28 protein-coding genes are annotated in these 26,265 nt (G+C 48.5%); 25 read left to right on the forward strand and 3 right to left on the reverse strand.

Annotated features, from left to right (window positions below; translation table 11 throughout):
• Window positions 1–119 precede the first annotated feature (119 nt).
• Together ACM6JA_RS21145 and ACM6JA_RS21150 are read left to right on the forward strand one after the other, a co-directional pair.
• A complete protein-coding gene (locus tag ACM6JA_RS21145) occupies window positions 120–884 on the forward strand; it encodes a class I SAM-dependent methyltransferase (RefSeq protein ID WP_414853921.1) in 765 nt (254 codons plus the stop codon).
• Window positions 885–1,094: 210 nt separating this feature from the next.
• A complete protein-coding gene (locus tag ACM6JA_RS21150) occupies window positions 1,095–2,819 on the forward strand; it encodes a methyl-accepting chemotaxis protein (protein ID WP_414853922.1) in 1,725 nt (574 codons plus the stop codon).
• A gap of 212 nt (window positions 2,820–3,031) precedes the next feature.
• Here the strand turns inward: ACM6JA_RS21150 and ACM6JA_RS21155 are convergent, their stop codons facing one another.
• On the reverse strand, window positions 3,032–4,171 hold the full coding sequence (locus ACM6JA_RS21155; RefSeq protein WP_414853923.1) for an ABC transporter permease: 1,140 nt from the start codon (window positions 4,169–4,171) through the stop codon (window positions 3,032–3,034).
• On the reverse strand, window positions 4,168–4,911 hold the full coding sequence (locus ACM6JA_RS21160) for an ABC transporter ATP-binding protein (protein WP_007723346.1): 744 nt from the start codon (window positions 4,909–4,911) through the stop codon (window positions 4,168–4,170). The genes ACM6JA_RS21155 and ACM6JA_RS21160 overlap by 4 nt, the downstream gene beginning before the upstream one ends.
• Before the next feature lie 218 nt (window positions 4,912–5,129).
• On the opposite strand from ACM6JA_RS21160, the gene ACM6JA_RS21165 reads away from it, so the two are divergent.
• The 6 genes from ACM6JA_RS21165 (at window position 5,130) to ACM6JA_RS21190 (ending at window position 9,826) form a co-directional block, all read left to right on the forward strand.
• The gene (locus ACM6JA_RS21165) at window positions 5,130–5,549 is read left to right on the forward strand and encodes a hypothetical protein (protein WP_390235190.1); all 420 of its coding nucleotides are present in this window, start codon (window positions 5,130–5,132) and stop codon (window positions 5,547–5,549) included.
• A 109-nt stretch (window positions 5,550–5,658) separates the two neighbouring features.
• Window positions 5,659–6,303 (forward strand): SurA N-terminal domain-containing protein, encoded by a 645-nt coding sequence (locus ACM6JA_RS21170; protein WP_414853924.1) that lies wholly within the window; start codon window positions 5,659–5,661, stop codon window positions 6,301–6,303.
• Window positions 6,304–6,445: 142 nt separating this feature from the next.
• Window positions 6,446–7,954: a spore germination protein gene (locus tag ACM6JA_RS21175; RefSeq protein WP_414853925.1), complete on the forward strand. Its 1,509-nt coding sequence runs from the start codon at window positions 6,446–6,448 to the stop codon at window positions 7,952–7,954.
• Window positions 7,955–7,989: 35 nt separating this feature from the next.
• Window positions 7,990–9,171, forward strand: coding sequence for a Ger(x)C family spore germination protein (locus ACM6JA_RS21180; protein WP_414853926.1), 1,182 nt, complete (start codon window positions 7,990–7,992; stop codon window positions 9,169–9,171).
• Window positions 9,172–9,200: 29 nt separating this feature from the next.
• A complete protein-coding gene (locus ACM6JA_RS21185; RefSeq protein WP_017251587.1) occupies window positions 9,201–9,428 on the forward strand; it encodes a hypothetical protein in 228 nt (75 codons plus the stop codon).
• Between the two features lie 47 nt (window positions 9,429–9,475).
• On the forward strand, window positions 9,476–9,826 hold the full coding sequence (locus ACM6JA_RS21190; RefSeq protein ID WP_414853927.1) for a hypothetical protein: 351 nt from the start codon (window positions 9,476–9,478) through the stop codon (window positions 9,824–9,826).
• A gap of 55 nt (window positions 9,827–9,881) precedes the next feature.
• Here ACM6JA_RS21190 and ACM6JA_RS21195 read toward each other — a convergent pair whose 3' ends face one another.
• Entirely contained in the window at window positions 9,882–10,718 is an 837-nt protein-coding gene (locus tag ACM6JA_RS21195; protein WP_414853928.1) for an oxidoreductase, read from the reverse strand.
• A 336-nt stretch (window positions 10,719–11,054) separates the two neighbouring features.
• On the opposite strand from ACM6JA_RS21195, the gene coxB reads away from it, so the two are divergent.
• The 17 genes from coxB to paaX all read left to right on the forward strand — a co-directional run bounded on the left by coxB (window position 11,055) and on the right by paaX (window position 26,150).
• Window positions 11,055–12,083, forward strand: a complete 1,029-nt coding sequence (gene coxB / locus ACM6JA_RS21200) for a cytochrome c oxidase subunit II (RefSeq protein WP_414853929.1) — start codon at window positions 11,055–11,057, stop codon at window positions 12,081–12,083.
• Window positions 12,084–12,154: 71 nt separating this feature from the next.
• Window positions 12,155–13,999, forward strand: coding sequence for a cytochrome c oxidase subunit I (gene ctaD / locus ACM6JA_RS21205; protein WP_173616707.1), 1,845 nt, complete (start codon window positions 12,155–12,157; stop codon window positions 13,997–13,999).
• Window positions 13,999–14,625, forward strand: coding sequence for a cytochrome c oxidase subunit 3 (locus ACM6JA_RS21210; protein WP_007723382.1), 627 nt, complete (start codon window positions 13,999–14,001; stop codon window positions 14,623–14,625). The genes ctaD and ACM6JA_RS21210 overlap by 1 nt, the downstream gene beginning before the upstream one ends.
• 3 nt (window positions 14,626–14,628) lie before the next feature.
• Window positions 14,629–14,946 (forward strand): cytochrome C oxidase subunit IV family protein, encoded by a 318-nt coding sequence (locus ACM6JA_RS21215; RefSeq protein WP_007723383.1) that lies wholly within the window; start codon window positions 14,629–14,631, stop codon window positions 14,944–14,946.
• Between the two features lie 682 nt (window positions 14,947–15,628).
• The gene (locus tag ACM6JA_RS21220; protein ID WP_007723387.1) at window positions 15,629–15,928 is read left to right on the forward strand and encodes an EthD family reductase; all 300 of its coding nucleotides are present in this window, start codon (window positions 15,629–15,631) and stop codon (window positions 15,926–15,928) included.
• Window positions 15,929–15,930: 2 nt separating this feature from the next.
• Complete coding sequence (locus tag ACM6JA_RS21225) at window positions 15,931–16,392, forward strand: PaaI family thioesterase (RefSeq protein WP_007723389.1); 462 nt, start codon at window positions 15,931–15,933, stop codon at window positions 16,390–16,392.
• A gap of 93 nt (window positions 16,393–16,485) precedes the next feature.
• Window positions 16,486–16,887, forward strand: a complete 402-nt coding sequence (locus ACM6JA_RS21230) for a PaaI family thioesterase (protein ID WP_016741459.1) — start codon at window positions 16,486–16,488, stop codon at window positions 16,885–16,887.
• Window positions 16,887–17,672, forward strand: a complete 786-nt coding sequence (locus tag ACM6JA_RS21235) for an enoyl-CoA hydratase-related protein (RefSeq protein WP_414853930.1) — start codon at window positions 16,887–16,889, stop codon at window positions 17,670–17,672. The genes ACM6JA_RS21230 and ACM6JA_RS21235 overlap by 1 nt, the downstream gene beginning before the upstream one ends.
• 56 nt (window positions 17,673–17,728) lie before the next feature.
• On the forward strand, window positions 17,729–19,057 hold the full coding sequence (paaK, locus tag ACM6JA_RS21240; protein WP_414853931.1) for a phenylacetate--CoA ligase PaaK: 1,329 nt from the start codon (window positions 17,729–17,731) through the stop codon (window positions 19,055–19,057).
• A gap of 33 nt (window positions 19,058–19,090) precedes the next feature.
• Window positions 19,091–19,864: an enoyl-CoA hydratase-related protein gene (locus tag ACM6JA_RS21245; protein WP_069849035.1), complete on the forward strand. Its 774-nt coding sequence runs from the start codon at window positions 19,091–19,093 to the stop codon at window positions 19,862–19,864.
• Between the two features lie 9 nt (window positions 19,865–19,873).
• Window positions 19,874–20,653: an enoyl-CoA hydratase-related protein gene (locus ACM6JA_RS21250; RefSeq protein WP_414853932.1), complete on the forward strand. Its 780-nt coding sequence runs from the start codon at window positions 19,874–19,876 to the stop codon at window positions 20,651–20,653.
• A 22-nt stretch (window positions 20,654–20,675) separates the two neighbouring features.
• Window positions 20,676–21,533: a 3-hydroxyacyl-CoA dehydrogenase family protein gene (locus ACM6JA_RS21255; protein ID WP_144619243.1), complete on the forward strand. Its 858-nt coding sequence runs from the start codon at window positions 20,676–20,678 to the stop codon at window positions 21,531–21,533.
• Window positions 21,517–22,272: a 3-hydroxyacyl-CoA dehydrogenase family protein gene (locus ACM6JA_RS21260; protein WP_414853933.1), complete on the forward strand. Its 756-nt coding sequence runs from the start codon at window positions 21,517–21,519 to the stop codon at window positions 22,270–22,272. The genes ACM6JA_RS21255 and ACM6JA_RS21260 overlap by 17 nt, the downstream gene beginning before the upstream one ends.
• The gene (locus ACM6JA_RS21265) at window positions 22,269–23,468 is read left to right on the forward strand and encodes a thiolase family protein (protein ID WP_414853934.1); all 1,200 of its coding nucleotides are present in this window, start codon (window positions 22,269–22,271) and stop codon (window positions 23,466–23,468) included. The genes ACM6JA_RS21260 and ACM6JA_RS21265 overlap by 4 nt, the downstream gene beginning before the upstream one ends.
• A gap of 32 nt (window positions 23,469–23,500) precedes the next feature.
• On the forward strand, window positions 23,501–24,700 hold the full coding sequence (locus ACM6JA_RS21270; RefSeq protein WP_414853935.1) for a thiolase family protein: 1,200 nt from the start codon (window positions 23,501–23,503) through the stop codon (window positions 24,698–24,700).
• 27 nt (window positions 24,701–24,727) lie between these two features.
• Window positions 24,728–25,150, forward strand: a complete 423-nt coding sequence (locus tag ACM6JA_RS21275; protein WP_414853936.1) for a thioesterase family protein — start codon at window positions 24,728–24,730, stop codon at window positions 25,148–25,150.
• A 172-nt stretch (window positions 25,151–25,322) separates the two neighbouring features.
• Window positions 25,323–26,150: a phenylacetic acid degradation operon negative regulatory protein PaaX gene (gene paaX, locus ACM6JA_RS21280; protein WP_414853937.1), complete on the forward strand. Its 828-nt coding sequence runs from the start codon at window positions 25,323–25,325 to the stop codon at window positions 26,148–26,150.
• Window positions 26,151–26,265 lie beyond the last annotated feature (115 nt).

The raw sequence follows: 26,265 nt of genomic DNA on the forward strand, positions 1-26,265 counted from the left end.
GAAGGGGACTTTTTCTCATGTCCTTTGATTTTGTACAAACATAACAACGTGCTCGAGCTCCTCCTGCCTCGTCTGGTTTGGAAGTGAACAGACTGGTATAAACGAGAGGAGAAGCAGATATGGAAAATAAGGATTGGATCAAAAGCCTTCAAGAGGAAGTGGAGGCACCATTCGCTGGGTGGGATTTTGCCAGATTGACTGCGACAGGCAGGATGCAGGATGCACCACTTGGCTGGAACTACGTCAATATCGTGAAAAAGAACATGCTTGGGATTCGCTCTATGCTGGAAATGGGAACAGGTGGTGGAGAACTGTTTTCTATGCTTGCGCCGTTCCCTTTGGAGACGTATGCCACAGAAGGCTATGCGCCGAATGTAGCGGTGGCAAAAGCCAATCTGGAGCCCTTGGGTGTTCGTGTGTTTCCAGTAGACGGGGAAGAAATATTGCCTTTTGAGGATCAGTCACTCGACTTGATCATCAATCGCCATGAAGCTTATTTGCCGTCTGAAATGAAGCGCCTGTTGAAGCCGGGGGGCACATTTGTTACCCAGCAAGTAGGCGGTCAAGACAATCTCGAGCTGAATCGATTGCTGGACGCTCCGATTCCGCCAGACTACCTGCACTGGAATCTTGCCTATGCAGTGAACGAACTGGAGGAAGCCGGTCTTACGATTGTGGAGCAAAGAGAGGAAATGAGCTTTTCGCGTTTCTACGACATAGGTGCCATTGTTTACTACTTGAAGGCTATCGAATGGCAGATTCGCGACTTTACTGTAGAAAAGTACGCCGATGCCTTGCTCGATCTGCACCAGAAAATCGAAGCGGTTGGGTATATCGATATTCCTACCCATCGATTTCTCACGATTGCCCAACAAAAGTCCTAATTAAATCACTACCGATTGTCGATAAGACTGGTAGGGAGTGTTTAGGAAAAGCACCCTTTTTGGGTGCTTTTTTTATCGAGTAACACCGTGTGAGAACAGCACTGCTGATCCTTTTACGAAAAGGCAAACCCTCCCGAAACAATGCGTCCGCTCCCCGGTGGGGGGTCCGCAGTACACATATCGTAACCGGCGAAGGAGAAGTGAAACAGGATGAGTAAGAGCTTGGCAACACGGGTCGTTGCTCTTGTAGCGGTGATCATTGCCGTCATGATGGCAATCAATATTATCATGATTTACGAAAACAGCGTAACTACTGTTGAAAAGACACTCTCGCGCTCAAGCATCAACACAGCATTGCATATCTCCCAAGGGCTTGACTCAGAGAAGATAGCGAAATTTATATCTCAGCCACAAGAAACCGACGACTATTGGACTATCCGAAATACGTTGCTTGAGTATACCGAAAAAACAGGTGCCCTTTATATTTATATTCTTCATACAGACGGTGAAAAGGTAAAGATTATGGTGGATGGAATGGCGAAAGGAGCAGAGGGAGCTTCTACAATCGGTCAAGAGACGAGCTCTACCGGCATGGATGATATTGCTCCTGCTCTAGAAGGCGGATCGAACAGTACGCCAATCGTCAAAGACCCTGTGTTTGGGGACTACCTAAGTGCATTCGCACCGATTGAAGATCCATCTGGTCAAGTGATTGCGGTGCTGGGTGTGGATACTGCGGCAGACAAAGTGGAGCTGATTAATGATCAGGTTTTGGATGAAACCATGCCACGCATCATTATCGCTATGATCATCGTAACGATTATTGCTTTGGTTGCTGTATTCTTCTTGATCAAGAAGATGTTGCGTCCACTGCAAGTTGTACAAGAGGCGTCTATGCGCATTGCTTCTGGTGATCTCACGTCTACAGAGATTTCTGTTTCCAACAAAAAAGACGAGATTGGCCGAATTGTCGTTGCTTTTGGTGAGATGACGACACAGCTGCGTCAAATCATTGGCGGTGTAAAAGAGACAACCGAGCATATCGACAGCATGGCGAATTCCATTCGGGAAGGTGCCAACTCTGTCCGCGAGCAAAACAAAAATATCGTGGTCACCAGCCAAGAGATTGCGCAGGGAAATGAGCAGACAGCAACTGCGATGGAGATGACGGTGCAAACGGTTCAAGAATTCTTGAGCGAGCTGTCTGAATTGAATACGGCGATTGACGAGATGGATGCAGTATCCAATCAGGTGTCCGATATCGGAGAGAGCAGCTACAAAGTATTGCAAGAGTTTTTGGCAGATGGAACAGAGACGAACAAACAATTTCATGAAGTGCAAAATACAATGGCGATTCTCGAAGAAAAATCAAGCCGAATTAACGACGTGATTGAAACGATTCAGCAAATCGCCGGACAAACCAATCTGTTGGCGTTGAATGCAGCCATCGAGAGTGCGCGTGCTGGCGAAGCGGGCAGAGGCTTCGCTGTGGTAGCGGGAGAAGTTCGCAAGCTGGCTGAACAGACGGGTGCGGCAACCCACGTCATTCAGGAGAGCATCAAAGACATTCAAGATCAGGTAAGACAAGCTACGGAAAAGACAAATGCGACGCTGGATCGCTACAATGCGGGTACAGAGCGTTTGGATTCCGTTACACAAGGCATTACGGCTCTGTCTGACATGACGCATACGTTGAAGACGTCGCTTTCGAATGTCATGGCAAGTGTAGAGACGATGAAGCAAGGTCAGAACAAGGTGAATGAATCCGTGTTGACGGTTACTGCCATCTCGGAACAAACAGCTGCGGCTACCGAAGAAGTATCTGCTACGATGCATGAGGTCAGTGGAAACGTTGATCAGTTCGTGTCTGAAACGGAGCAGGTGACAGACAGCATTCAGGAGCTGCGCAGCAAGGTGGATACGTTCAGACTGTAGACAAATTACTTTATCTATAAATGAAAAACAGCTCTTCTATTGGCAGGATGATGCCGAGAAGAGCTGTTTTTTTGTGGCTGTAGTGGAGGGAAGAAGCGCATTTCCAGTCTACGCTTCGGCCTCCGCCCCGCTGAGGGATGGGACTGGCCGCTCCGGGCTCCAGAGGCGCTTGGACTGGAAATGCGCTTCTTCCAAGCAGCTTTTGATATTAACTACAATAGCCCAATGAGCACAAGCACTACACCGTGCAAACCCAACAGAACCATACGCAGCCAGTTAAAAGCCTGTCTCATATGACTATCCCGAATCGGAAAGATCGAATACCCGTTGCGCTTTTGCTGGTGGCGCCAGATGCTGCCGATCTGGCTGGCTGTCATGAAGAGAAAGAGCAGGCCAGCAATGATTTTTGCATAGGGGCCGGGCAAGATGAGAACGACGAAGCCTGACAGCAGGATGAGTCTGAAATAAATGCCGGCAAAGTCACCAGAGCGAATGAATTTTTTGGTAAACAAATGACGTCCTGCTGTTGATTGACGGTAAGGCAGAGGCTTCGTCAGGGCAATGAGCCATGAGCGTGACTTCACCTGGTGCTGCATGGCAGGGACATCCCTGAAGTTGTTCACGAACTGATAAAAGCGGTGACGCAAGCCGCTTTCGATGGCCAGCAGGCGATACCATTGTATGGAATGTTTTTTCTTATAGGTCAACATTCGTGAATGGAGCCAGATCAAAAGCGCAGCGCATATCAGAACACCAAATGGGATAATACCCAAGCGCAAGAATTGTCCTTCACTCAATACCCAAGCGAGGAGGATATACGAAAAGACAAATCGAGCGAGCGTATAGAATCCGATCTTCTTCTGATCGGGCAAACGCAAGAACGTCCAACTGCTGTAAATATTCCAGCCCTTCAAGAGCAGGGGAATGCACCAATAAACCCACAGTTGCACGCCTTGTGCACCTACGACCTCTGTATACATAGGCATGAGCAGGAGTAGGATGATAAACACCACCATGCTCTGAATGGCAAAATTGTAAACGAGCGCCTTCCGGAAATAGCGATCCAGCCTTACTTCGTGCGGAGTCAAAAAAAGCAAATCCGCTTCCAGCAAAAACGTGCGCAGGGGGCTTCTCACAACGACAATAGCAATCACGAGAGCCATGGCATACGGCAAAGGGAACCAGGGCGGGATCATCGCGATGATGCTGCGGTAGTAGAAGGCGAGCAACCCCATTAAAAAGATCGCGACGAACATCAGGCCGCCATTGGCCATGTACTGGGTATATCGAATGAATTCTACTGAAAAGGCATGGAACCGTTTGCGAAATAATTGATCTACGTCTATTTTCACTGGCCGTCATCCTCTACGATATGCAAGTATATGTCGTCCAAGGAGCTATCTGGGAGCCCTGTAATACGCCGAAGCTCCTCTAGCGTTCCTTGGGCTCTAATCTCGCCTTTGTGCAAAATGATGAATCGGTCACAATGCTTTTCGGCAGTGGCTAAAATATGTGTGGACATCAGAATGCCTGCCCCTTGCTCCTTGCAACGGTTCAACCACGTGAGAAGCGAACGAATCCCCAGAGGGTCCAGACCCAGGATCGGTTCATCCACGATGTACAGAGGCGGTTGTACGAGCAACGCCATCATGATCATGAGCTTTTGTCTCATGCCTTTGGAAAACTGTTGGGGAAATCGGTCTTTCATTTCTTCCATGCGGAATTCTTTTAAGAGAGGACGTGCTCGTTCATAAAAAACTTCCTGGTCCAGCCCATGGCTCATCGCCATTAACTCGATATGCTCCCATAGCGTAAGCTCTTCGTAATAAATGGGAGACTCGGGGATATACCCATAAGACAAACGATAGTTTTCGGGGTCTGATTGAAAAGTCTTCCCCGCAATGCTGATTTCACCTGCGATTGGTTCCAAGAGTCCTAAAATATGCTTGATTGTCGTGCTTTTGCCTGCGCCATTCAGCCCGATTAGCGCCACAATTTCTTTTTCGCGTATGTGAAAGGAGACGTCTTTGATTACAGCGTGGTTGTAAGAGTACCCACCCGTTACTCCTTTTACCTCCAACAAGGTTGTCATGGTATCCTCCTTTATGAATAAACGGTCTTGTCCCCGTTTATTTGAAAGAAATGCTAGATAGTCTTCCATCTATTTTAGCTGAATTCAGGATTTGGAAATACATTTGTTTGCAGCCTTTTTTTACACGAGACTGAACAAAGCGGGATAACCGTACAGGCAATGCTCCTCTCCGCTACATAAACAAGTAGTATAAAGGACGGACGGGGGAGGTGGAATCTATGACAGCGGGACCATATGAAAATCAGAAAAATATAGATCAGCATATACAACGCATCTATTTGAAATTAGACAAATTCGAAGAACGAATCGATCAGCTTGAGGGACAAATGATAGTAGTCACGAAGTGGTTGGAACGAATTGAACATCAGTTGGGACGCATGGAGGATGTGCGTTATGATGTACTGCAAGTTTTGAACAAGCTGCAGACTGAGTTAGAAACGAAAGCAGAGAAGACGGAAAAAGACAAAGATATAATCCTGCAATTACTGGCTAACGATAATCGGGATAAGGAAGCACTCGCTCAGTTTATGGAAGTAGAAAAAGACAGAAAGCAAGAACGTTTTTTACAGGTTTGGGCAGTTTTAGGTCCTGTCATCGCCTCCGTTCTCTCCTCTTTTTTTACCCGATTTTTTATGTAGCGCATAATATGTTTAAAATGTGGAAAAGTTGTGTAATACGCTTTCCATTTTTCTACCATAACTTCTTTCTATACTTGGAGGGCAGATTATAGAAAGAGAGGATATCCAAGTGAAGAAGTTTGATATTTCCATGCTTTCGGTTGCCATATTATTAACGGGGTTAGCTGTTTTAGGTTTTTATCAATCATGGGCAAAAGGCAATGACCCTGTATTGGTAACGGCTGGCGATACCTCCATTACACAAAATCAGCTTTACAGTGAAATGAAGAAAATGTACGGAAAATCAATGATACATGAACTTGTTGCGGAAGCGTTAATCAAGCAGGAAGCCAAGGCGCAAAACGCCGCGGTGACGCAAGAAGATATGGATAAAGAGATTGATTCGATGAAACAACAGGTAGGTTCACCTGAGGCATTCCAAAACTACTTGAAGAGTATGGGAATGACTGAGGCCCAGCTGCGGGATAAGTTGAGCGTGCTCATGACACGGGATAAGTTGTTGGATAAAGCATTCCCGGTTACCGAGGAGCAAATCAAAACCTACTACGATACAAATAAAGAACAGCTGGGGTCACCGGCACCTGAGTTTGATAAAGTCAAAGATCAGATCAAATTGATGCTGACTGACCAAAATCGCAGTCAGAACTACGGAACCTGGTTAAATACGCTTCAGCAAAAACACAAAGTAGAATGGCACGACCCTTCCTTTGACGATGCACCATTGCCAGGTGGTGAACAAACACCTGCTCCATAGTGTAGAACATATACCAAAAGACCTTGTCCTCTTAAATGAGTGCGAGGTCTTTTTCTGTGAAAACGGACATGCACGTTTTGTTTAGTAATGAGAGCAATCGGAGAAACTGTGTTCATAATTGCCGATGTGAGGAGCAATCCGAATGGCTCAGATTGGTTGCAGCTTAGACGACAACGTTCACTATATAAAAGAATCGCTCGGATACAGCAATGACATTGTGATTCGAGAGGTAGTCCTAAATAGCCTAGAACCCGTTCGGGCAGTTGTCTTGTATGCGGATGGCATGGTCGATTCTTACCTGGTACAAGCCGTGTTAATCGATAGCCTTTTATACAAAATGCGCTTGAAGGAATGGGAAGGGATACACGAGGACGAGTTCGTTCCCTTTTTAAAAGAATCCATCCTGACCGTAGGAGATATGGGAGATTTATTCGATTTTCCTACATTGTTTACAGCATTGCTGTCTGGCTGTGTCATCATTCTCGTGGATGGCTGCGCGCAAGGAATTCATATCGGTTTACAGGGGTGGAAGGATAGAGGAGTCACCGAACCGTCATCGCAAACCGTCATTCGCGGTCCGCGGGAGAGCTTCACGGAGACACTTCGCACGAATATTACGTTGCTGCGGAGACGGATTTCCAGTGAAAAGCTGTGGATTGAAATCAACAGAATCGGCGAGGAAACCAAGACAGAAGTCGCAGTTGTGTATATGAAAGGGATAGTTGAAGAGGGTGTTGTAGAAGAAGTACGTAATAGACTGGGTCGAATCTGCATCGATGGCATCATGGAAAGCGGAATGATTGAGGAGCTGATTCAGGACGAAGCCTACACACCTTTCCCCACCATTTCTAACTCGGAGCGCCCGGATGTAGTGGCTGCGAATCTATTAGAGGGACGCGTAGCGATTCTTGTAGATGGGACTCCCTTTGTTTTGACCGTGCCCTCACTCTTTGTGGAGTTTTTCCATTCAGCGGAAGACTACTATCAGCGCTTTGATTTTAGTACGTTGATTCGCATGCTGCGATTCGCCTGTTTTTTAATAGCGTTGCTTGCTCCCTCCCTCTATATCGCCATTACGACCTTCCACCAAGAGATGCTCCCGACACAGCTACTGATCAGCTTGGCGGCACAGCGAGAAGGAGTACCCTTTCCAGCCTTTATTGAGGCGATCATGATGGAAGTGGCTTTTGAGATATTGCGAGAGGCTGGAATCCGCATGCCGCGCGCAGTAGGTCAAGCCATTTCCATCGTGGGAACACTGGTCATCGGACAAGCAGCGGTGGAAGCGGGGATTGTTTCGGCAGCGATGGTCATTGTGGTCTCGATTACCGCAATATCCAGCTTTATTTTCCCAGCGAGCAACATGTCGATTACTGTGAGGATTCTTCGTTTTCCCCTGATGGTTCTGGCTGCTTCTTTTGGCATATACGGAATCATTGTAGGGATGCTTGTCTTAGTGCTGCATTTATGCAGTTTGCGCTCGTTTGGCGTACCGTATATGGAATCGTTTGCTCCGTTTTCCTTGAAAGAGCAAAGAGACTCGATCTTTCGCTTGCCTCGCTGGGCCTTGGACAAACGACCTGAATCGATTACCAAAAACAATTTGCGTCGCCAATCTAAAGGGATAAAGCCATTGCCACCGCAGAAGTGAGAGGCTTTTCACAGCATGTAAAGGAGTGGACACCAGTGAAAGGGATAAAAGTTCTTCTCTGCATCGTGCTCGTTATTATCCTAGCTGGTTGTTGGGATCGAAGAGAACTGAACGATTTGGCGATTGCTGTCGGGATTGGTATTGATAAAGTGCAAGGAGGCTATCAAGTTTCGGTCCAAGTAGTAGACCCCGCAGAGGTCGCGGCCAATAAGGGGAAGCCTGGACGTTCGCCCGTTACGCTCTTTACCATGAATGCTCCGACCATCTTTGAGGCTGTGCGTAAAATGACCACGGTATCTCCGCGTAAAATATACATGGCGCACACCAGGATGCTCATATTTGGCGAAGAGGTGGCCAGGGAAGGGATCTCTCCAATCACTGATTTTGTCTCACGTGACCATGAGTTTCGAACTGATTTTTATATCGCCGTAGCTAGAGGAACAACGGCCCGCAATATCTTGAAAGTGATCACACCGCTTGAACAAATTCCTTCCACAGAAATGTTTGCTTCTTTGGAGACATCTTCCAAAGTATGGGCGCCTACCGCAGCAGTTACGATGGATCAATTGATTACCGACTTTACCAGCAAGGGAAAGCAAGCAGTATTGACAGGTATCCGCTTGACTGGGCCAAGAAGTGAGGGAGACGAACGAAAAAATGTCGAAAAAATAGATACACCTGTCCTGCTTCAATACACGACATTGGCTACTTTCCGGGGTGATAAGCTGATAACCTGGCTGAGTGAAGCGGACAGCAAAGCGTATAGTTACATTACAGGCAAAGTAAAAAGCACGGTCGGAAGCATGCCTTGCAAGGGGGGAGGACTCTTGACGATGGAAGTCATGCGCGCCGACGCCAAAATCGAGGCTACCATGAAAAATGGCGCGCCTGAAGTCATCGTTCACATCGGTTTGGAAAATGATATTGGGGAAGTGCAATGCAAGCTAGATCTGACAGAGAAGAATACGATCAAGGAGCTGGAAAAAGAGGCGGAAAAATCAATGGTAGCATTGGCGACAAAAGCAATTGCCAATGCCAAGAAAAATGGAGTAGACATATATGGATTCGGCGAAGCAATCCATCGAAAATACCCGAAAGTATGGAAGAAGATAGGGAGCAATTGGGAAAAGGAATTTACCAAGCTGCCTGTACATGTCATAGCTGATGTGAAAATCAGACGTTTAGGAACCATCAATAATGCCTTTGATGAAAAGTGATTGTGTAACAGGAGAAGAGGGGGATTTGTATGTCCACATTTGCTGTCATCGTTGTATCGATCATAGTTTGTGCATACGAGCTGCCCCGATTGATTCGAAAGCGGCAGCGCAAAGAGATCGCTGTCTTTCTCGGGTTGCTTGTCATCAGTGTTGGCTTGTACGCAGGAGCCGAAAAAGGGGTTGTCCCCAATCCTGTTTATTGGATGGAAATGGTTTACAAGCCGGTATACGACGGCGTCATGACATGGCTGAAGTAAACGAGGGGCATACTGAGTACACCCCCAGTAAAGGAGAGTAAATAGACGTGGACGGTCTTTTGATGAAGCTGCTCGTTAGTCCGGTGTTGGTCGTTTTGGCAGATGCTCTCTTTCCAGAAGTGAATTTCGCAAATCTATATCAGTCTGTCGGAGTCGGATTTGTTTTGGCAGTCGCCGGATATTTTTTGGATAGGGCGATTCTTACATCAGGGAGTCTTTGGCTGACGACTATGTTTGACTTGATTATCGGCTTTTTGATCGTTTATGGAAGCATTGTATTTTTGCCGACGGCTCAAATCGCTGCAATCGGGGCCGGTTTTGTTGCGATATTTTTTGGCGTAGCTGAATATATCCAACATATTTGGCTGATACGCACAGGACGAACGGAAAGTGTATAGTGTTCAACGCGCAAACACACTCCTTGCGGGGTGTGTTTCTTTTATGGAAAAATCGTCACGATTGCTTTGTTACGATTCGCTCAATCCATGACCACGGAAGCCAATTTTTTGCGGCGATTGTGAGTGCCACGCCTCGGCCAACCGGGTAGCGGAATCGCGGCTTGGGAGTGGTGGCCGCATGGACAATCGTCGAGATGACTGCGTCGGGTGAAGGTGCCTTTTCTATGATCGCTTCTACGTGACGCATCAGTTGTTTCATTTGGGTGGCGTAAGGAGAGGCTTCATCAAGCGGTTGGTCTTGCATTCCTTTCTCCCAGATTGCTGTACGAAAGGAGCCGGGCTCAACAAGGACGACTTGAACGTGAAAGGGTAGCATTTCAAGGCGAAGCGATTCACTGAAGCCTTCGACTGCATGCTTGGATGCGGCATACGGCGAGAGACCGGGGAAACCAAATCGCCCACTGATGCTGCTTACGTTAATAATTCGTCCAGATTGTTGCTGTCGCATATAAGGCAAGACTGCCCGAGTGACGTCGATCAGTCCGAACACGTTTACATCAAACTGCTTGCGCCATTCCTCAGAAGTGACTTCCTCAGCAAAGCCACCCAACGCGTAGCCGGCATTGTTCACCAACAGATCAATGCGCCCATGCTTTGCAATGATGGAGGAGATCGCATCCTGAATTTGTTCCGGAAGCGTAACATCAAGGGAAATGACTTCCAGATGCTCAGGATCTATGTGCATGCTTGCCAATTTGTCAAGAGGGTCTCTTTTTGCTAGATCACGCATAGCAGCAATTACCTGAAAACCAGCCTTGACTAAAGCGACTGATGCGTGTTTACCAAAGCCACTTGAGGTACCAGTGACTAGTGCAATTGGTCTTTTTTGCATAGAATTCTCCTTTAAATTGGATGATCTGGTATAATTTAACGGCAAAGTTCACAAATTTGTTCATAAATTTGTTAACAAAATCATAACAAATAGCCTTTGTATTAAGGAAAATTTATGTATACTTAAATGGTTACCACGCTTGGGTAGAAGTGTGCAACACTGCCCCTTACTTTCCTGTTTGTTTTTGGAATAGCTGCTAATACTTTTCCTGTTTGGGTATTATATTTGTGGAAAGTATTGAATGCGATTTCTTACTGCAGATAGAAAAGTTCGAAAACTTCTAGTTGTAGGCGTGGCTAGAACGTTACCAACACGAAGAAAGAGGGGTTCATTGGTATGAAGGGTTGGCAACAGTATTGGCGTCAGTTTTCCCTGTTTGCTCTGCTGGCGCTAGTGTTAACCGGGTGCGGCAAAGATGAGCTCTCAGCGCTCAAGCCCTCTGGTCCGGTAGCTGCGATGCAGTTTGACCTGATGAAGCTGTCCTCCGCTATCATGATCGGCGTCTTCATTGTCGTTATGGCGATCTTTACGTACGTCCTTATCCGTTATCGTAAGCGTCCCGGACAGCAAGGCATTCCTAAGCAGGTCGAAGGAAATCATGCACTTGAAATTCTTTGGACGGTAATTCCATTCTTGCTCCTCATCATCATGGCGATTCCAACTGTTACTACCGGTTTCGCACTGCACAAGGAGTATCCAAAAGAGGAAGCAGTTCAAGTAAAGGTTACCGCTCACCAATTCTGGTGGGAATTCGAGTATCCTGATCTTGGAGTAGCGACTGCACAAGACTTGGTATTGCCAGTTGGCAAAAAGGTTCAATTCGTATTATCAGCGTCTGATGTTAAGCACGCATTCTGGATTCCTGCATTGGGCGGTAAAATCGATACGAACCCAGGGCAAGAAAACAAAATGTGGCTGCAAGCAGACAAAACAGGCACCTACTACGGTAAGTGTGCGGAGCTCTGTGGAGCGTCCCATGCCTTGATGGACTTCAAGGTAGAAGTGAAGGAACAAGCAGATTTTGACACTTGGGTAGCTAACATGAAGGGCGTTCAGGCAAAAGAACCTGTAGCTGCAACTTCTCCACTGGCTGCAGAAGGTCAACAAATCTTCGATAAGAGCTGTTTGGGATGTCACGCTGTGGCAGGTAAAGGCGGTAAGATGGGTCCAAACCTGACTAACTTTGCAGATCGCGAACGTGTAGCAGGTATCAAAGCACACACGCCTGAAAACATTGCAGAGTGGCTGAAAGATCCGCAAAAAATAAAGCCGGGCAACAAAATGCCTAACCTCAACCTCGATGACACCCAAGTGAAAGCGCTTGTAGAGTACATGGAGACATTGAGCGTGAGCGAGAAAAAGTAAAGTAAAACCTCATAAAACTTATTGCATTGACAATCGTCATAGGCAGTGACGCTTAAAAAGGAGGTAAACCCGTGTCTGCACATGCTTCTCATGCACCAAATCGTTCGGGGCTGTGGGATTATCTTACGACAGTGGACCATAAGAAGATTGCGATCCTGTATCTGATTGCTGGTGGTATTTTCTTCTTGGCCGGTGGTTTGGAAGCCCTGCTGATTCGTTTGCAGTTGATGTACCCAGAGATTGAATTAGTTGGTGCCAAGACTTTTAACGAATTAATTACAATGCACGGCACTACGATGATTTTCTTGGCGGTTATGCCGATCATTTTTGCTTTGATGAACGCGATTGTTCCCCTTCAAATCGGTGCACGCGACGTAGCATTCCCGTTTGTTAACGCACTCGGATTCTGGCTATTCTTCTTCGGGGGAGTGCTACTGAACACAAGCTGGTTCTTGGGTGGCGCACCTGATGCTGGTTGGACATCGTATACAACTTTGGCTTTGAATCAATACAGTGGAATCGGCGTAGACTTCTACGTACTCGGTTTGCAAATTGCCGGTCTCGGAACGCTGATTGGTGGTATTAACTTCCTGGTTACCATCATCAACATGCGTGCCCCAGGTATGACATTCATGCGCATGCCAATGTTCACCTGGTCGTCCTTTATTACATCCGGTTTGATCCTCTTCGCATTCCCTGCGATTACGGTTGGTTTGGTTCTGTTGATGTTTGACCGTTTGTTCGGCGGAAACTTTTTCAACCCTGACGCAGGTGGTAACGTTGTTATCTGGGAGCACTTGTTCTGGATCTTCGGTCACCCCGAAGTATACATTTTGATTCTCCCAGCATTCGGTATCATTTCTGAAGTGGTTTCTACATTCTCAAGAAAGCGTCTGTTTGGTTACAGCTCCATGGTATTTGCAACTGCGCTGATCGGTTTCTTGGGCTTCATGGTGTGGGCTCACCACATGTTCACAACAGGTTTGGGCGCAATTGCCAACACGCTGTTTGGACTTGCAACCATGTTGATTGCTGTTCCTACAGGTATCAAAATCTTTAACTGGCTGTTGACCATGTGGGGCGGTCAAATCCGCTTCCCTACCGCAAACCTGTTTGCAGTAGGATTTATCCCAACGTTTACAATCGGTGGTATGACAGGGGTTATGCTTGCTGTTCCGCCGGCTGACTACCAATACCATGACAGTTATTTCGTAGTTGCTCACTTCCACTACGTTATCGTAGGGGGGCTCGTATTCGGTCTCTTCGCTGGTCTTTACTACTGGTGGCCGAAAATGTTCGGTAAAATGCTGAACGAAACAATTGGTAAATGGAACTTCTGGACGTTCTTCATTGGTTTCCACCTTACCTTCTTCCCGCAACACTTCTTGGGTCTGATGGGGATGCCGCGCCGCGTCTTTACATACCTCAAAGATCAGAACCTGGATATGGGGAACTTTATCAGTACGATTGGTGCATTTGGTATGACGATCGGTACCATCCTATTCTTGATCAACGTAGTCGTTGCAGCGAAAAGCTCCAAACGGGCTCCTGCAGATCCATGGGATGGACGTTCACTCGAATGGGCGATTCCTTCGCCGCCGCCGGAGTACAACTTCGTTCAAACGCCTCTCGTTCGCGGTTTGGATGCGTTGTGGGTGGAGAAAATGGCTGGTAACAAAGGCATGACGCCTGCTGAGCCTATTGGCGACATTCACATGCCATCGCCATCGTTCTTGCCATTCCTGATGTCTCTCGGATTGTTCGTGGCAGGCTATGGCTTTATCTACCACAATTATGTGGTCGTAGTCATTGGATTGCTCTTAACACTCGGCTGCATGTTTACCCGTTCTGTGAAAGACGATCCAGGTTATCACATTCATGAAGATGAACTCGAAGAGAAAGGGGTTAAGGCTTAATGGCTAACCATCACGCGCATGCAGTATTGCCTGACGAACCGGAAAAAGCCACCCTTGAAGGCAAGAATAAGGTTCTTGGCTTCTGGCTCTTCCTCGGTGGGGAGACAGTTCTCTTCGGTTCCTTGTTTGCAACATTTATCGCTCTTCGTGATCAGGCAAATGGCGGACCAACGTCCCAATCGTTGTTTGACATGAATCTCGTTGCCGTGGCAACACTTCTCTTGCTTACCAGCTCGATGACAAGTGTTATGGCAACATTGGCTCTGCACAAGAAAGACCTGAAGAAGATTCAGCTTTGGCTGACCATCACTGTATTGCTCGGTCTCGGCTTCCTTGCTTTGGAGATTTACGAGTTTGTACACTATGTGAATGAAGGACTGAAAATGTCAACGAGTGCATTTGCATCTGCCTTCTACACATTGGTTGGATTCCACGGAGCTCACGTAGCGTTCGGGATTAGCTGGATCATCCTTTTGCAAGTATCTGCGACGAAAAAGGGCCTGACGGTAGTAACTGCACCGAAGTTCTATCTGGCATGTCTGTACTGGCACTTTATCGACGTTGTATGGGTATTCATCTTTACCGTGGTATATCTCATGGGTATGATCGGTGGAAAGGTGGGATAATCTATGGGAGCACAAGCTCATAATGAAGAGGTACGCAAGCCGAAAGTCAAACACGAGGGTCCGAAAAGACACCTAGTTGCTTTCATCGGATCTCTCGTATTGACTGCACTGGCATTCATTGCAGTGGCGTATGAAGCAATTCCATCAGGTTTTACCGTACCATTCATCGTAGCACTGGCCTTTGTTCAAGCGTTCTTCCAGCTGTATGTCTGGATGCACATGGATCAAAAAGGTCATGAGTTTGCACGTATCAGTATTTTTGCAGGGTTATTCGTAATCCTGTTGGCAATTTTCGTCTTTATTTTCTGGGTTTGGATCTAGGAAGTGGAGCGAATAGAAGAGGACAGACATTGGGTCTGTCCTCTTTTTTGTGTTTAAAGGAGCAGTAGTGGAAGGGAAGAAGCGAATTTCCAGTCTACGCCCCGCCAGGGTGGATTCACTGTCCGCTCCGGAAAAAATGGCGGAAGCGCTTCAAACGTAGAAGTTTCGAGGAGGTTTTTCATAAGTGAAGCTGAAATTCCCCGCCATTTTTTCCGGAGCTAGGTCGGGCTCCAGAGGCGCTTGGACTGGAAATTCGCTTCTTCCCAAGCGGCTTTTATTAAGCACGGAGAAGTTGATTCAAGAAAGTCTCGCTGAAATACCCCAACAAATGTTTTGAAAAATCAAAGGCAGCCACAGCTGTACGAAAGTCCTGTCACATGTTTGAAAGGAGACCGCCCGAACGAAGTGAGGATACAGGCGACTGGAAAACATGTGGCAGGGCTTCCCCCGACCACAAAAGCTGGAAGACTCCCATCGAAGCATATTCTGTCAGCCTTTTCCCAGTCATAAACATGAAGAGAAGGGGGGAAAACGATTCGGCAGAGTTTTCTCGCTTTTTGAAAAATACTTGCACCTGTCACAAAGGCTTTATATAATAAAAATATTAACATGCGTTAAAATAACGTTATATGAATTAGTCGTCACACAGCGTGACTATAATCTGAGGAAAGCAGGGATCATGATGGTGAAATTGGTAGCAATTTATCGCAAGCCCGAAGATATCGATGCTTTTGACAAGCATTATTTCGAGGTACATGGCCCATTGGCAGAAAAAATGCCTGGCTTAATCAAAATGGAAGTAAGCAAAATCTACGGAACACCAATGGGAGAATCCGACCTGCATCTGATGGCAGAAATGTACTTTGAATCAAAAGAAGCTTTGATGGAAGCGTTGTCATCCCCAGAAGGTCGCGCAGCAGGAAAAGACCTCCGTGGCTTCGCTGGACCAATTGTGTCCATGCATTTTGCAGAAGTAGTTTAATCATGTCCACGAAAAGATTGATAGACGAACAAGCGCTCCATCAGAAGCATTACGCAGAGATTTGTGAAAAGCTAAAGCAAGATCCATTCGCGCAATTTTTGGGCATCAAGCTGATTGAGCTGGGAGAAGGAACGGCGACTGCGGAAGTCACAGTTGCCGAGCATATGCTAAATGCGCACGGCACCGCTCATGGCGCAATCATCTTCTCCCTGGCAGACTTTGTTTTTGCAGCGGCCTGTAATTCCTATGGCAAAACGTCTGTGGCACTGTCGATGAATATCGGATTTTTGGCTGCTGCCATGAAAGGGAATCGCTTGGTGGCAACAGCGACAGAAGAGAAGAAAAACAATCGCACAGCCTGGTATCGCATCCGCGTAGAAACAGAGCATGGCCTGGTAGCGACACTGGATGCACTAGCTTACCGGAAAAGTGATTACTTCGTCGAAATCGACGAAAACGAATAACTGACAGCGAAAATAAAACGGAGAAAGGATGCCAAAAGCCACGTGCTTAGGCTCCTTTCACTGTTTCAAGACGATACGAGAAAGGGGGCAAAGATGTCAGTGGAGATCCGTAATCGATTCAACCACTACCTGGGCATAGAAGTTGTGCACCGAGATGAACAGGGCTGTAAGGTAGCACTGAAAATTCGCCCCGAGCTGTTCAATAGCATCGAAGGTGTCGTACACGGTGGCGTTACGGCGACATTAGCCGATGTGGCAATGGGGCATGGGGCAGCACCTCATGTGGATGGTGTACAGCAATGTGTGACGGTGGAGAGCAAGATTCAATACCTGCACCCAGCTCGCGGTGAGGTACTCGAGGCACAATCCCATGTATTGAAACAAGGAAAAAGCTTGATCGTGATGGAAGCACGCGTGACTTGTGATGGCAAGCTTGTGGCTTTTGCTACCGGAACGTATGCACGGGTTAACCCGCCTGCACAAGGAGGACGTTGATGATGGAAGAGAGCGTTCGATTTGAACGTGAAGGACATATAGGACTGATTACGCTGAATCGCCCAGATGAGTTGAATGCGCTGAACTACGATACATTGGAGCGCCTGGGAAACTTGATTGAGCAGGTACGTCTGGATGAAAAAGAGATTCGCGTGGTCATCGTGAAGGCAGAAGGGCGAGCATTTAGCGCAGGGGCAGATTTGAAGGAGCGCCGTACACTGACGGAACAGCAGGTACGCCGCAATGTCCGCAAAATCCGCGATGTATTTACAGCGTTGGAGAGGCTTCCGCAGCCGACGATTGCCATGATTAACGGATTTGCGTTTGGCGGGGGTTTTGAACTGGCGCTGGCCTGTGATTTCCGCTATGCCGTTGCAGATGCCAAAATGGGTCTGACAGAGGTGAGCTTGGGCATCATTCCAGGTGCGGGTGGTACGCAGCGGTTGTCTCGCTTAATCGGACCCTCCAAAGCAAAGGAGCTGATCCTGACTGCCAGGCGCATCCAAGCGCAGGAAGCGTATCAAATCGGTTTTGTAAATGCTGTTGCAAAAGATACAGAGGAGCTGCGTGAGCTGGCAATGGGGCTGGCAGACGAGATTTTAGCAAATGCTCCGCTGGCTGTGTATCAGGCAAAATCAGCCATTGATCGCGGAAGCAGTGTCGATTTGCAGACAGGTCTAGATATCGAAACAATGTGTTATGAAGTGATTATTCCCACGACAGATCGTCTGGAAGCATTGGAAGCCTTTCGCGAAAAGCGAAAACCAGTTTTTAAGGGTGAGTAACATTTTCAAACAAGTACTCCTACCGAGTCATAACGCAAGGGGATGAGGGAAGCGACATGATCTTTAATACAGAAATGGAAACGCTACCAAGAGAGAAAATGACGGAACTGCAACTGGCACGCTTGAAAGAAACGGTCAAACGCGTATATGAGCGCGTCCCTTTCCACACAAAGGCGTTCAATGAAGCTGGTGTGAAACCAGAAGATATCCAATCGATCGAAGACATACAGAAGCTTCCATTTATGAAAAAGACAGATTTGCGAGAAAATTATCCATTCAATCTGTTTGCAGTCGAAATGAAGGAAGTAGCACGCATTCACGGTTCATCCGGGACAAAAGGAAAACCGACTGTTGTCGGCTACACCAAAAAAGACCTGGAGAATTGGGCGGAGATCGTGGCGCGCGCCATTTGCTGTGCGGGCGGAGAGCCGGGAGACATTTTCCATAACGCGTATGGCTACGGCCTTTTTACAGGCGGATTGGGTCTGCACAACGGTATCGAGCACATGGGCGCAGTTGCAGTGCCAGTATCCGGTGGCAATACCTCCCGTCAAATTACGTTGATCGAGGACTTCAAGCCACGTGGCATTGCAGCAACGCCATCCTATGTCCTCAACATCGTGGAAGAGATGAAAAAGCAAGGAATCGATCCGCGTGAGACGAGTGTCAAATACGGGATTTTTGGTGCAGAGCCGTGGTCGGAAGAAATGCGCGTACAACTGGAGCATGAGCTCGACATTACAGCGGTGGACATTTACGGGCTGAGCGAAGTGATGGGGCCAGGTGTTTCCATTGAATGTCATGAGGTGCAGGATGGCCTGCATATCGCAGAAGACCATTTTTACGCAGAAATTATCGATCCAAGCACTGGAGAAGTGCTCCCATATGGACAAGAAGGCGAGCTCGTATTCACGTCACTGACGAAAGAAGCATTCCCGGTTGTGCGCTACCGTACGGGTGATATCGCTTCCCTCAATTCTGAGCCCTGTAAGTGCGGACGGACAACCATGCGTATGTCGCGCATCAAAGGGCGTGTAGATGACATGCTCATTATTCGCGGGGTCAATGTGTTCCCGACAGAGATCGAGTCCGTTTTGCTTACGTTCAACCAATTGGCTCCACACTACCAGGTCGTCATTGAACGCGACGGTGCCCTCGACCGTTTTGAGGTGCACTGCGAGCTGACACCAGCATATGCAAATGAGATCAGTGGAAATGACAGCTCTGCTCTCTCGCCATTGGTGAAAGAAATTTGCCATCAGATCAAAAATACGTTGGGCGTGTCCGTGGTGCTGCGGGTGCAACCGCCGAATTCTTTGACGCGCAGCGAAGGAAAAGCGATTCGTGTCGTGGATAACCGGAACAAATCACAGGCAGCTATTTAAACCAACTCCTGTAAAAAAAGGGTGTGACAGTTCATGGCCTATGAATATATTAGCGTAGCCAGTGAAGATGGTGTCGGTATCATTACGTTGAATCGACCGAAGATTCTAAACGCACTGAATTTGCAGCTCGTCGACGAATTGGTTGAACAGATGGAGCAAATGGACCGCGACCCGGATATTCGGGTGATCATCCTGACTGGCAACGCGAGGGCGTTCGCAGCGGGTGCCGACATTAATGAAATGGCGGAAGCATCAGCCATCGACATCATGAAGCGCAATCAGTTCGCGGTTTGGGATCGCATCTCGCTCATCTCCAAGCCGATTATTGGTGCCGTCAGCGGCTTTGTGCTCGGTGGTGGCTGTGAATTAATGATGAACTGCGATATCGTGATCGCTTCGGAGACAGCCGTCATTGGTCAACCGGAAATCAAGCTGGGAGTCATGCCTGGGGCTGGTGGTACACAGCGTCTGACGCGTGTGGTAGGTGAGCGAAAAGCATTGGAGATGCTGCTCACAGGTGAACCGATTTCGGCCAAAGAAGCGTTGAAATACGGACTGGTCAATCGGGTAGTGCCAGTGGAGGCGTACTATCAGGAAGCGCTCAAGCTGGCGAAGCAAATCGCCCAGCAACCGCCGCTCGCGGTACAGGTAATCAAAAAAGCTGTGTACAAAGCTGGTGATCTCCCCCTTCAAGAGGGAATGGATTACGAGCGAAACAGCTTTTATCTTCTTTTGGCAAGTGAAGATCGAAAAGAAGGCATGCAAGCTTTTCTGGAGAAGCGCAAACCCCGGTTTACGGGAAATTAGGAGGCGGCGATGTACGAAACGATTCTTTATGAAGTGTCAGAAGGCGTAGCAGTAGTGACCTTGAACCGTCCAGACAAATTCAATGCGTTTACAGCTGTCATGAACAAGGAAATCACCGATGCGTTGAAGCAAGCGCAGAAGGATGCGGATGTGCGTTGCATCGTTCTTACCGGAGCAGGGCGGGCGTTCAATGCGGGTCAGGATCTCAGTGACGTTTCTGGGGGAGGAGATGTGGATTACGGTGGTTTCTTGCGGGATCGTTATAATCCAATGATCCTCCAGTTTCAAAAAACAGAGAAGCCGATCATCGCAGCGGTTAACGGTGTAGCAGCAGGTGCAGGCATGAGTGTTGCGCTGGCGTGCGATATTCGCTTGGCATCGGAAAAGGCATCCTTCGTCAATGCTTTTGTCAACATCGGACTCGTTCCTGATTCAGGAGGCTGCTACTTCTTGCCGCGCATCGTCGGGATCGGCAAGGCGTTGGAACTGGCGATGACGGGGGAAAAGGTTTCTGCTGAGGAAGCACTGCGAATTGGATTGGTCAATCAGGTGTACTCTGCGGAGAGCTTCATGGAGGATGCGTTGGCGTATGCGCGCAAGCTGGCGTCACTGCCGACGAAGGGGATTGGTTTGATCAAGCGCACGATGTACAAAGGGCTTGAGATGGGGTTGGAAGAGACCTTGGAATATGAAGCTTTTGCACAAGAGGCGGCTGGCAGCACAGCGGATCATAAGGAAGGGGTCACCGCTTTCATGGAAAAACGTGCGCCTCGTTTTACAGGCCGTTAAAGGCGAAGGGAGGCAAGCCCAAGTGAGTATAAAAACAGTAGGCGTCATCGGGGCGGGAACAATGGGAGCGGGGATCGCTCTCGTCTGTGCTCGCAAAGGACATCAGGTCATGCTGCTGGATGCAAATCAGGCGGTGTTGGACAAAGCGCTTGTCTATTTGGAATCGATCCTGACAAAAGACGTGGAGAAAAACAAAATCAGTGAACAAGAAATGACAGAGACCTTAGAGCTGGTCCATCTCGTATCGGAAATAGAGCAGTTGGCAGACTGCGATATCGTCATCGAAGCTGTGCCAGAGCGTCTTGATTTGAAAAAAAGCATTTTCAGCCAGCTTTCTGGGATTTGCAGAGAGGATGCCCTTTTACTAACGAATACTTCCTCTATCTCGATTACGGAGATTGCAGGAGGGCTTTCGCATCCCGAGCGCATTCTCGGATTTCATTTTTTCAATCCGGCACCCGTCATGCCCTTGGTTGAGGTTATTCGCGGGAAAAAATCGAGCGAGGAAAATGTGGAGGTGGCGTATCGATTCGCGCAAGAGTTGGGCAAGGTGCCTGTTCTGGTAACGGATACCCCTGGCTTTATCGTCAATCGAATCGCGCGGCCTTACTATAATGAAGCATTGCGTATCCTAGGCGATCATGTGGCAGGTGTGGAGCAGATTGACCGCATCATGAAGCTGGCTGGCGGATTCAAAATGGGACCGTTTGAGCTGCAAGATATGATTGGCATCGACATCAATTTTGCCACCACCAAATCGGTCTATACCGACTTCTTCCATGAAGGACGATTTAAGCCTAGCCGGATTCAGCAACAAATGGTTCAATCCGGCAGCTTGGGCAGAAAGACGGGGGAAGGCTTCTATGACTACAACAAATAAGGCTGTATTGCTCGTGGGCACAAGCCCGCTGTACGCAGAGTTGAATCATCTGATGGTAGAAAGAGGCTACCAGGTGCTTACGCTTGCAGAAGCGATGGCGGAACCTGAGCTGGTTGAATTGGCTGTGGAAGTGAATAGCGTCGATATGCAGGCCAAAAAGAGGCAGGTACGCGAGCTGGATGACCTATTGCCACCAAACGTACCGATCATCACGACTTCGCTCGCGATTACAGCGACAGAAGTAGCGTCCTGGACACAGCATCCTGAACGCGTTTGCGGATTTGGAACGCTCGTGCCCTTGGTTGAACGGGAGCTGATCGAGATTGCTCCTGCCCTGCAAACGGAGCTGGATACGATTCAAGTAACGGAAGTTTTCTTTCAATCGCTCGGAAAAGCGACGGAAACCGTAAATGACGAGGTAGGTCTCGTGTTCCCGCGCATTTTAACACTCATTATCAACGAGGCTACCTTTACTCTGATGGAAAAAGCAGCAACCGCTACGGATATCGATATCGCGATGAAAAAAGGCACCAACTACCCATACGGCCCTCTCGAATGGGCAGATCGTATCGGGTTGGATGAGATTTTTGCCATTTCGAGAGGCTTGCAGCGCGATCTGGCCGAGGAGCGTTATCGCACTGCGCCGCTATTACGAAAGCTGGTGCTGGCAGGGCGTGTCGGCGTACGCAGTGGGCAAGGCTTTTACACGTACGAAGAAAAAGTAGGTGTAGAGGCATGAGCTTGACTAACAAGGAGGTGTACGTAGCAGCAGCAGTACGTACACCAATCGGAAAGCTGGGCGGAAGTCTGAAGAATACCCCCATCGACGACCTGACAGCCATTGTCTTGAATGGAGCGCTTGCGAAGGCAGGACAATCCGGTGAGATTGTTGATGGGGTCATGATGGGTAACGTCATTTCGGCCGGACCGTTTATTAACATTGCACGCGTTGGTTTGTTGAAAGCAGGGCTTCCTGACACCATACCTGGACTGACTGTGAATCGGGTGTGTGCATCCGGGCTAGAGGCAGTCAATTTGGCTGCGCAGTCTATCCAGGCGGGACATAGTCAGGTCATGCTGGCTGGCGGTGTAGAGAATTTGACTCGTTCACCGTACATCATGGAAAAATTCGAGCAGCCGTATCAACGTGGCGGACAGACACTGATCGAGTCTTTTGGCGGACCACGTTCTGCTCCTGTTTCGCTTTATGGCGATCTGACCATGGGAGATACAGCGGAAAACGTGGCGGAGCAATTCGGCATCAGTCGCGAGGATCAGGATCGTTTTGCAGCAGGGAGTCAGTCTCGGGCTATCAACGCGATAGATGCAGGTCTGTTTCACGATGAAATCATTCCAATCACGTTAAAAGGGAAAAAAGGGGAAGAAACGCTGTTTGATACGGATGAATTCCCAAGAAGAGATTCCAGTGTGGAGTCATTGTCCAAGTTGCGGCCTGCCTTCCGAAAAGATGGTAGCGTCACAGCAGGCAACTCCTCCGGTATCAACGATGGCGCAGCGGCTTTGCTCTTGATGAACGAAGAAATGCTGCAAAAGACCGGCGTTGCTCCTTTGGGGCGCATTGTTCATTTCGTCAGTGCTGGTGTTGATCCGCGCATTATGGGCATTGGTCCGGTCGCTGCGATCCGCAAGCTGCTCGCAGAAACGAACATGACCGTAGATCAAATTGATCTATTTGAGTTAAATGAAGCTTTTGCTTCCCAGTCACTCGCCTGCATGCGCGAGCTGGGACTGGATCCTTTGAAAACAAATGTAAACGGTGGAGCAATCGCGTTGGGTCATCCACTCGGAATGAGCGGTGCCCGACTAGCAGGTACGATTCTTTTCGAGCTGAGACGTCGAAAAAAGAAATACGGAATCGTTTCGTTGTGCATAGGCGGCGGTCAGGGATTGGCCACGTTAGTAGAAGCGCTATAGAAAAAGCCCTAGTGCATGGAAGGAGTGGAAGAATGAGTACACCTGTCATCATAGATGCTGTGCGCACGCCAATCGGCCGTATTGGTGGTGCGTTGAAGGATGTGCGCCCGGATGACCTGGGCGCATTGGTGATACAAAAGCTGCTGGAACGCAACTCCATCGATCCGATGACGATAGATGATGTTATCATGGGCTGCGCCAATCAGGCTGGGGAGGACAACCGCAATGTCGCGCGTATGTCACTTCTGTTGGCGGGGCTACCCGTCGAGGTGCCGGGAGTGACAGTGAATCGCCTGTGCGGCTCAGGTCTTGAGGCTGTGAACCAAAGCGCGAATGCAATCAAAGCCGGAGCAGGTCACGTCTATATCGCGGGCGGTACAGAGAGCATGACGCGTTCTCCGCTGGTGATGATGAAGCCAGGCACGGCTTTTCAGCGTGGCAATCAGCAGTTGGTCGATACGACGTTGGGCTGGCGATTGGTTAACGAAAAAATGAAAGAGATGTACCCACCGATCAGCTTGGGGGAAACAGCGGAGAAGGTAGCGGAGCAATACGGCATTAGTCGTGAAGCGCAGGATGAGTTTGCTTTGCGCAGTCAGCAAAATTACGCACATGCCTTGGCAGAAGGAAAGTGGGAGGCAGAGATCGTTCCCGTAGAGCTGAAAGGGCGCAAAGGCGAGGTTACGCTGTTTGAACACGATGAGCATGCACGTCCGGAGACGACTATCGAACAGCTGCAAAAGCTGAAACCAGCATTCCAAGCAGATGGCAGCGTCACAGCAGGCAACTCCAGCGGTCTAAACGATGGAGCCTGCGCTCTGCTCATCATGGAACAGGAAGCGGCTCTTGCAGCCGGCTTGAAGCCTCGTGCAAGGATCGTCGCATCCGCAGTGGCTGGTGTCGATCCTTCCGTGATGGGAATTGGACCTGTACCTGCTACACGTAAAGTGCTGAAGCAGGCAGGCTTGTCACTTACGCAGATTGATCTGTTCGAATTCAACGAAGCTTTTGCGGCGCAGGCAGTAGCGAGCGTACGCGAGCTGGGGGTCAACCCTGATCTGGTCAACGTAAATGGCGGAGCGATCGCTTTGGGACATCCACTCGGGTGTAGCGGAGCGCGCATCCTTACCACTCTTCTGTATGAAATGGAGCGTCGTGATGCCCGTTACGGGTTGGCAGCGATGTGCATTGGAGTTGGACAGGGCATTGCGACGATTATCGAGCGTGTGTAGCTTGGGTAGATAGGGAGGCAGGTACTCTTGATAGATCGACTGCAGCCGGGTACGACGGAAGAATTTACTGTGACAGTGACAAAGGACATGCTGCCTGTTTTTGAAGGCCAAGTCGTGCATCCCGTGATGTCGACCGTCAGCATGATTTATTACATGGAATGGGCGGGAAGACGCGTTATTTTACCGTACCTGGAAGCCGATGAAGAGGGCTCGGGATTTGCTGTAGATATCAAGCATGTCGGCCCAGCAGTGATTGATCAGGAGGTCACGTTCCGGGCTACCTGTGTGCAGGTTACCGAAAAACGCGTAGTGTGCGAGGTTACAGCGGACACTACGCGTAATCGTGTAGGACTCGGGACGTTCGTCCAGGCCATCTTCAAAAAGGACGAGATCAAGCGTCGATTTGAGGCCTTGCAAGCAGAGATCAACCAGGAAGTAAATGGGAAATGACAAATTTGACAGAATAAATTGACTCTTTTAAAATGTTTTATTATAATTACGTTTAAATTACGTTATACGATTTTATCGTCATATACTCTCGATCGATTCACTCACTTCCTACAGAATATGGTACAATTTCACACAGCTAATAGGTATGAATCGATTTGGGGGTAGAAGAAACGTGAAGCCACAATCCATGCTTTTTACAATTTACGGTGAATACGTCCGCCATTATGGAAGCGAAATCTGGATTGGTAGTCTGACCAAGCTGATGGGGGAATTCGGACTGTCGGAGCCAGCTGTTCGTGCAGCAATCTCCCGGATGCTTCGCCAAGGCTGGCTGGAATCGCGAAAAGTAGGGAACCGCAGCTTCTACTCGGTATCCGAGCGCGGCAAAAAGCGGCTGGAAGAGGCAGCGGCACGTATTTATAAGGTCGAGACAGATGTGTGGGACGGCAAGTGGTGCATTGCCAGCTACAACATCCCAGAGGAGCGTCGAGCGCTGCGTGATCAACTGCGCAAGGAGCTGGGCTGGATGGGCTTCGGGATGCTGACAACCAGCACATGGATCAGCCCGAATAACCTCAGTGATCGCGTGAAGGACCTGACGGAAGCGCACGAGATTACGGAGTATGTCGAGATTTTTACATCAGAGCATATGGGCTGGAGCAATCCGAAGCAGCTCGTACAGAAATGCTGGGATATCGATGAAATCAATGAAAAATACAAGGCCTTCATCGATGCCTACCGAGAAGAATACGAGCAGCTTTCTGCCAAACTCAGCAATGGGGAAGAGGTTCCAGACAGCCATTGCTTCGTGGAAAAGACAAAGCTCGTCCACCAATACCGCAAGTTCTTGTTCATCGATCCTGATTTGCCGCAGGAATTGTTGCCAGAGCTGTGGTTGGGCAAAGAGGCGGATAAGTTGTTCCAAAATTACTACCAGTTATTGAATCCAGGGGCAGTACGATTCTTCGAGACCGTGTATGAAGCTGCGCCATCCGCATAGGCGAAAGCTGCGAAGGAAAGGCCCTAGCACGTCTAGGGTCTTTTTTAATAAATATTTTTCCATTATTCAAAATGTAAGCGTTTTACTTAGGTGTAATTTGGTGGACGCGAATCAA

Origin of the sequence: Brevibacillus sp. IT-7CA2 (assembly GCF_949767855.1) — a bacterium.
GTDB lineage: Bacteria > Bacillota > Bacilli > Brevibacillales > Brevibacillaceae > Brevibacillus.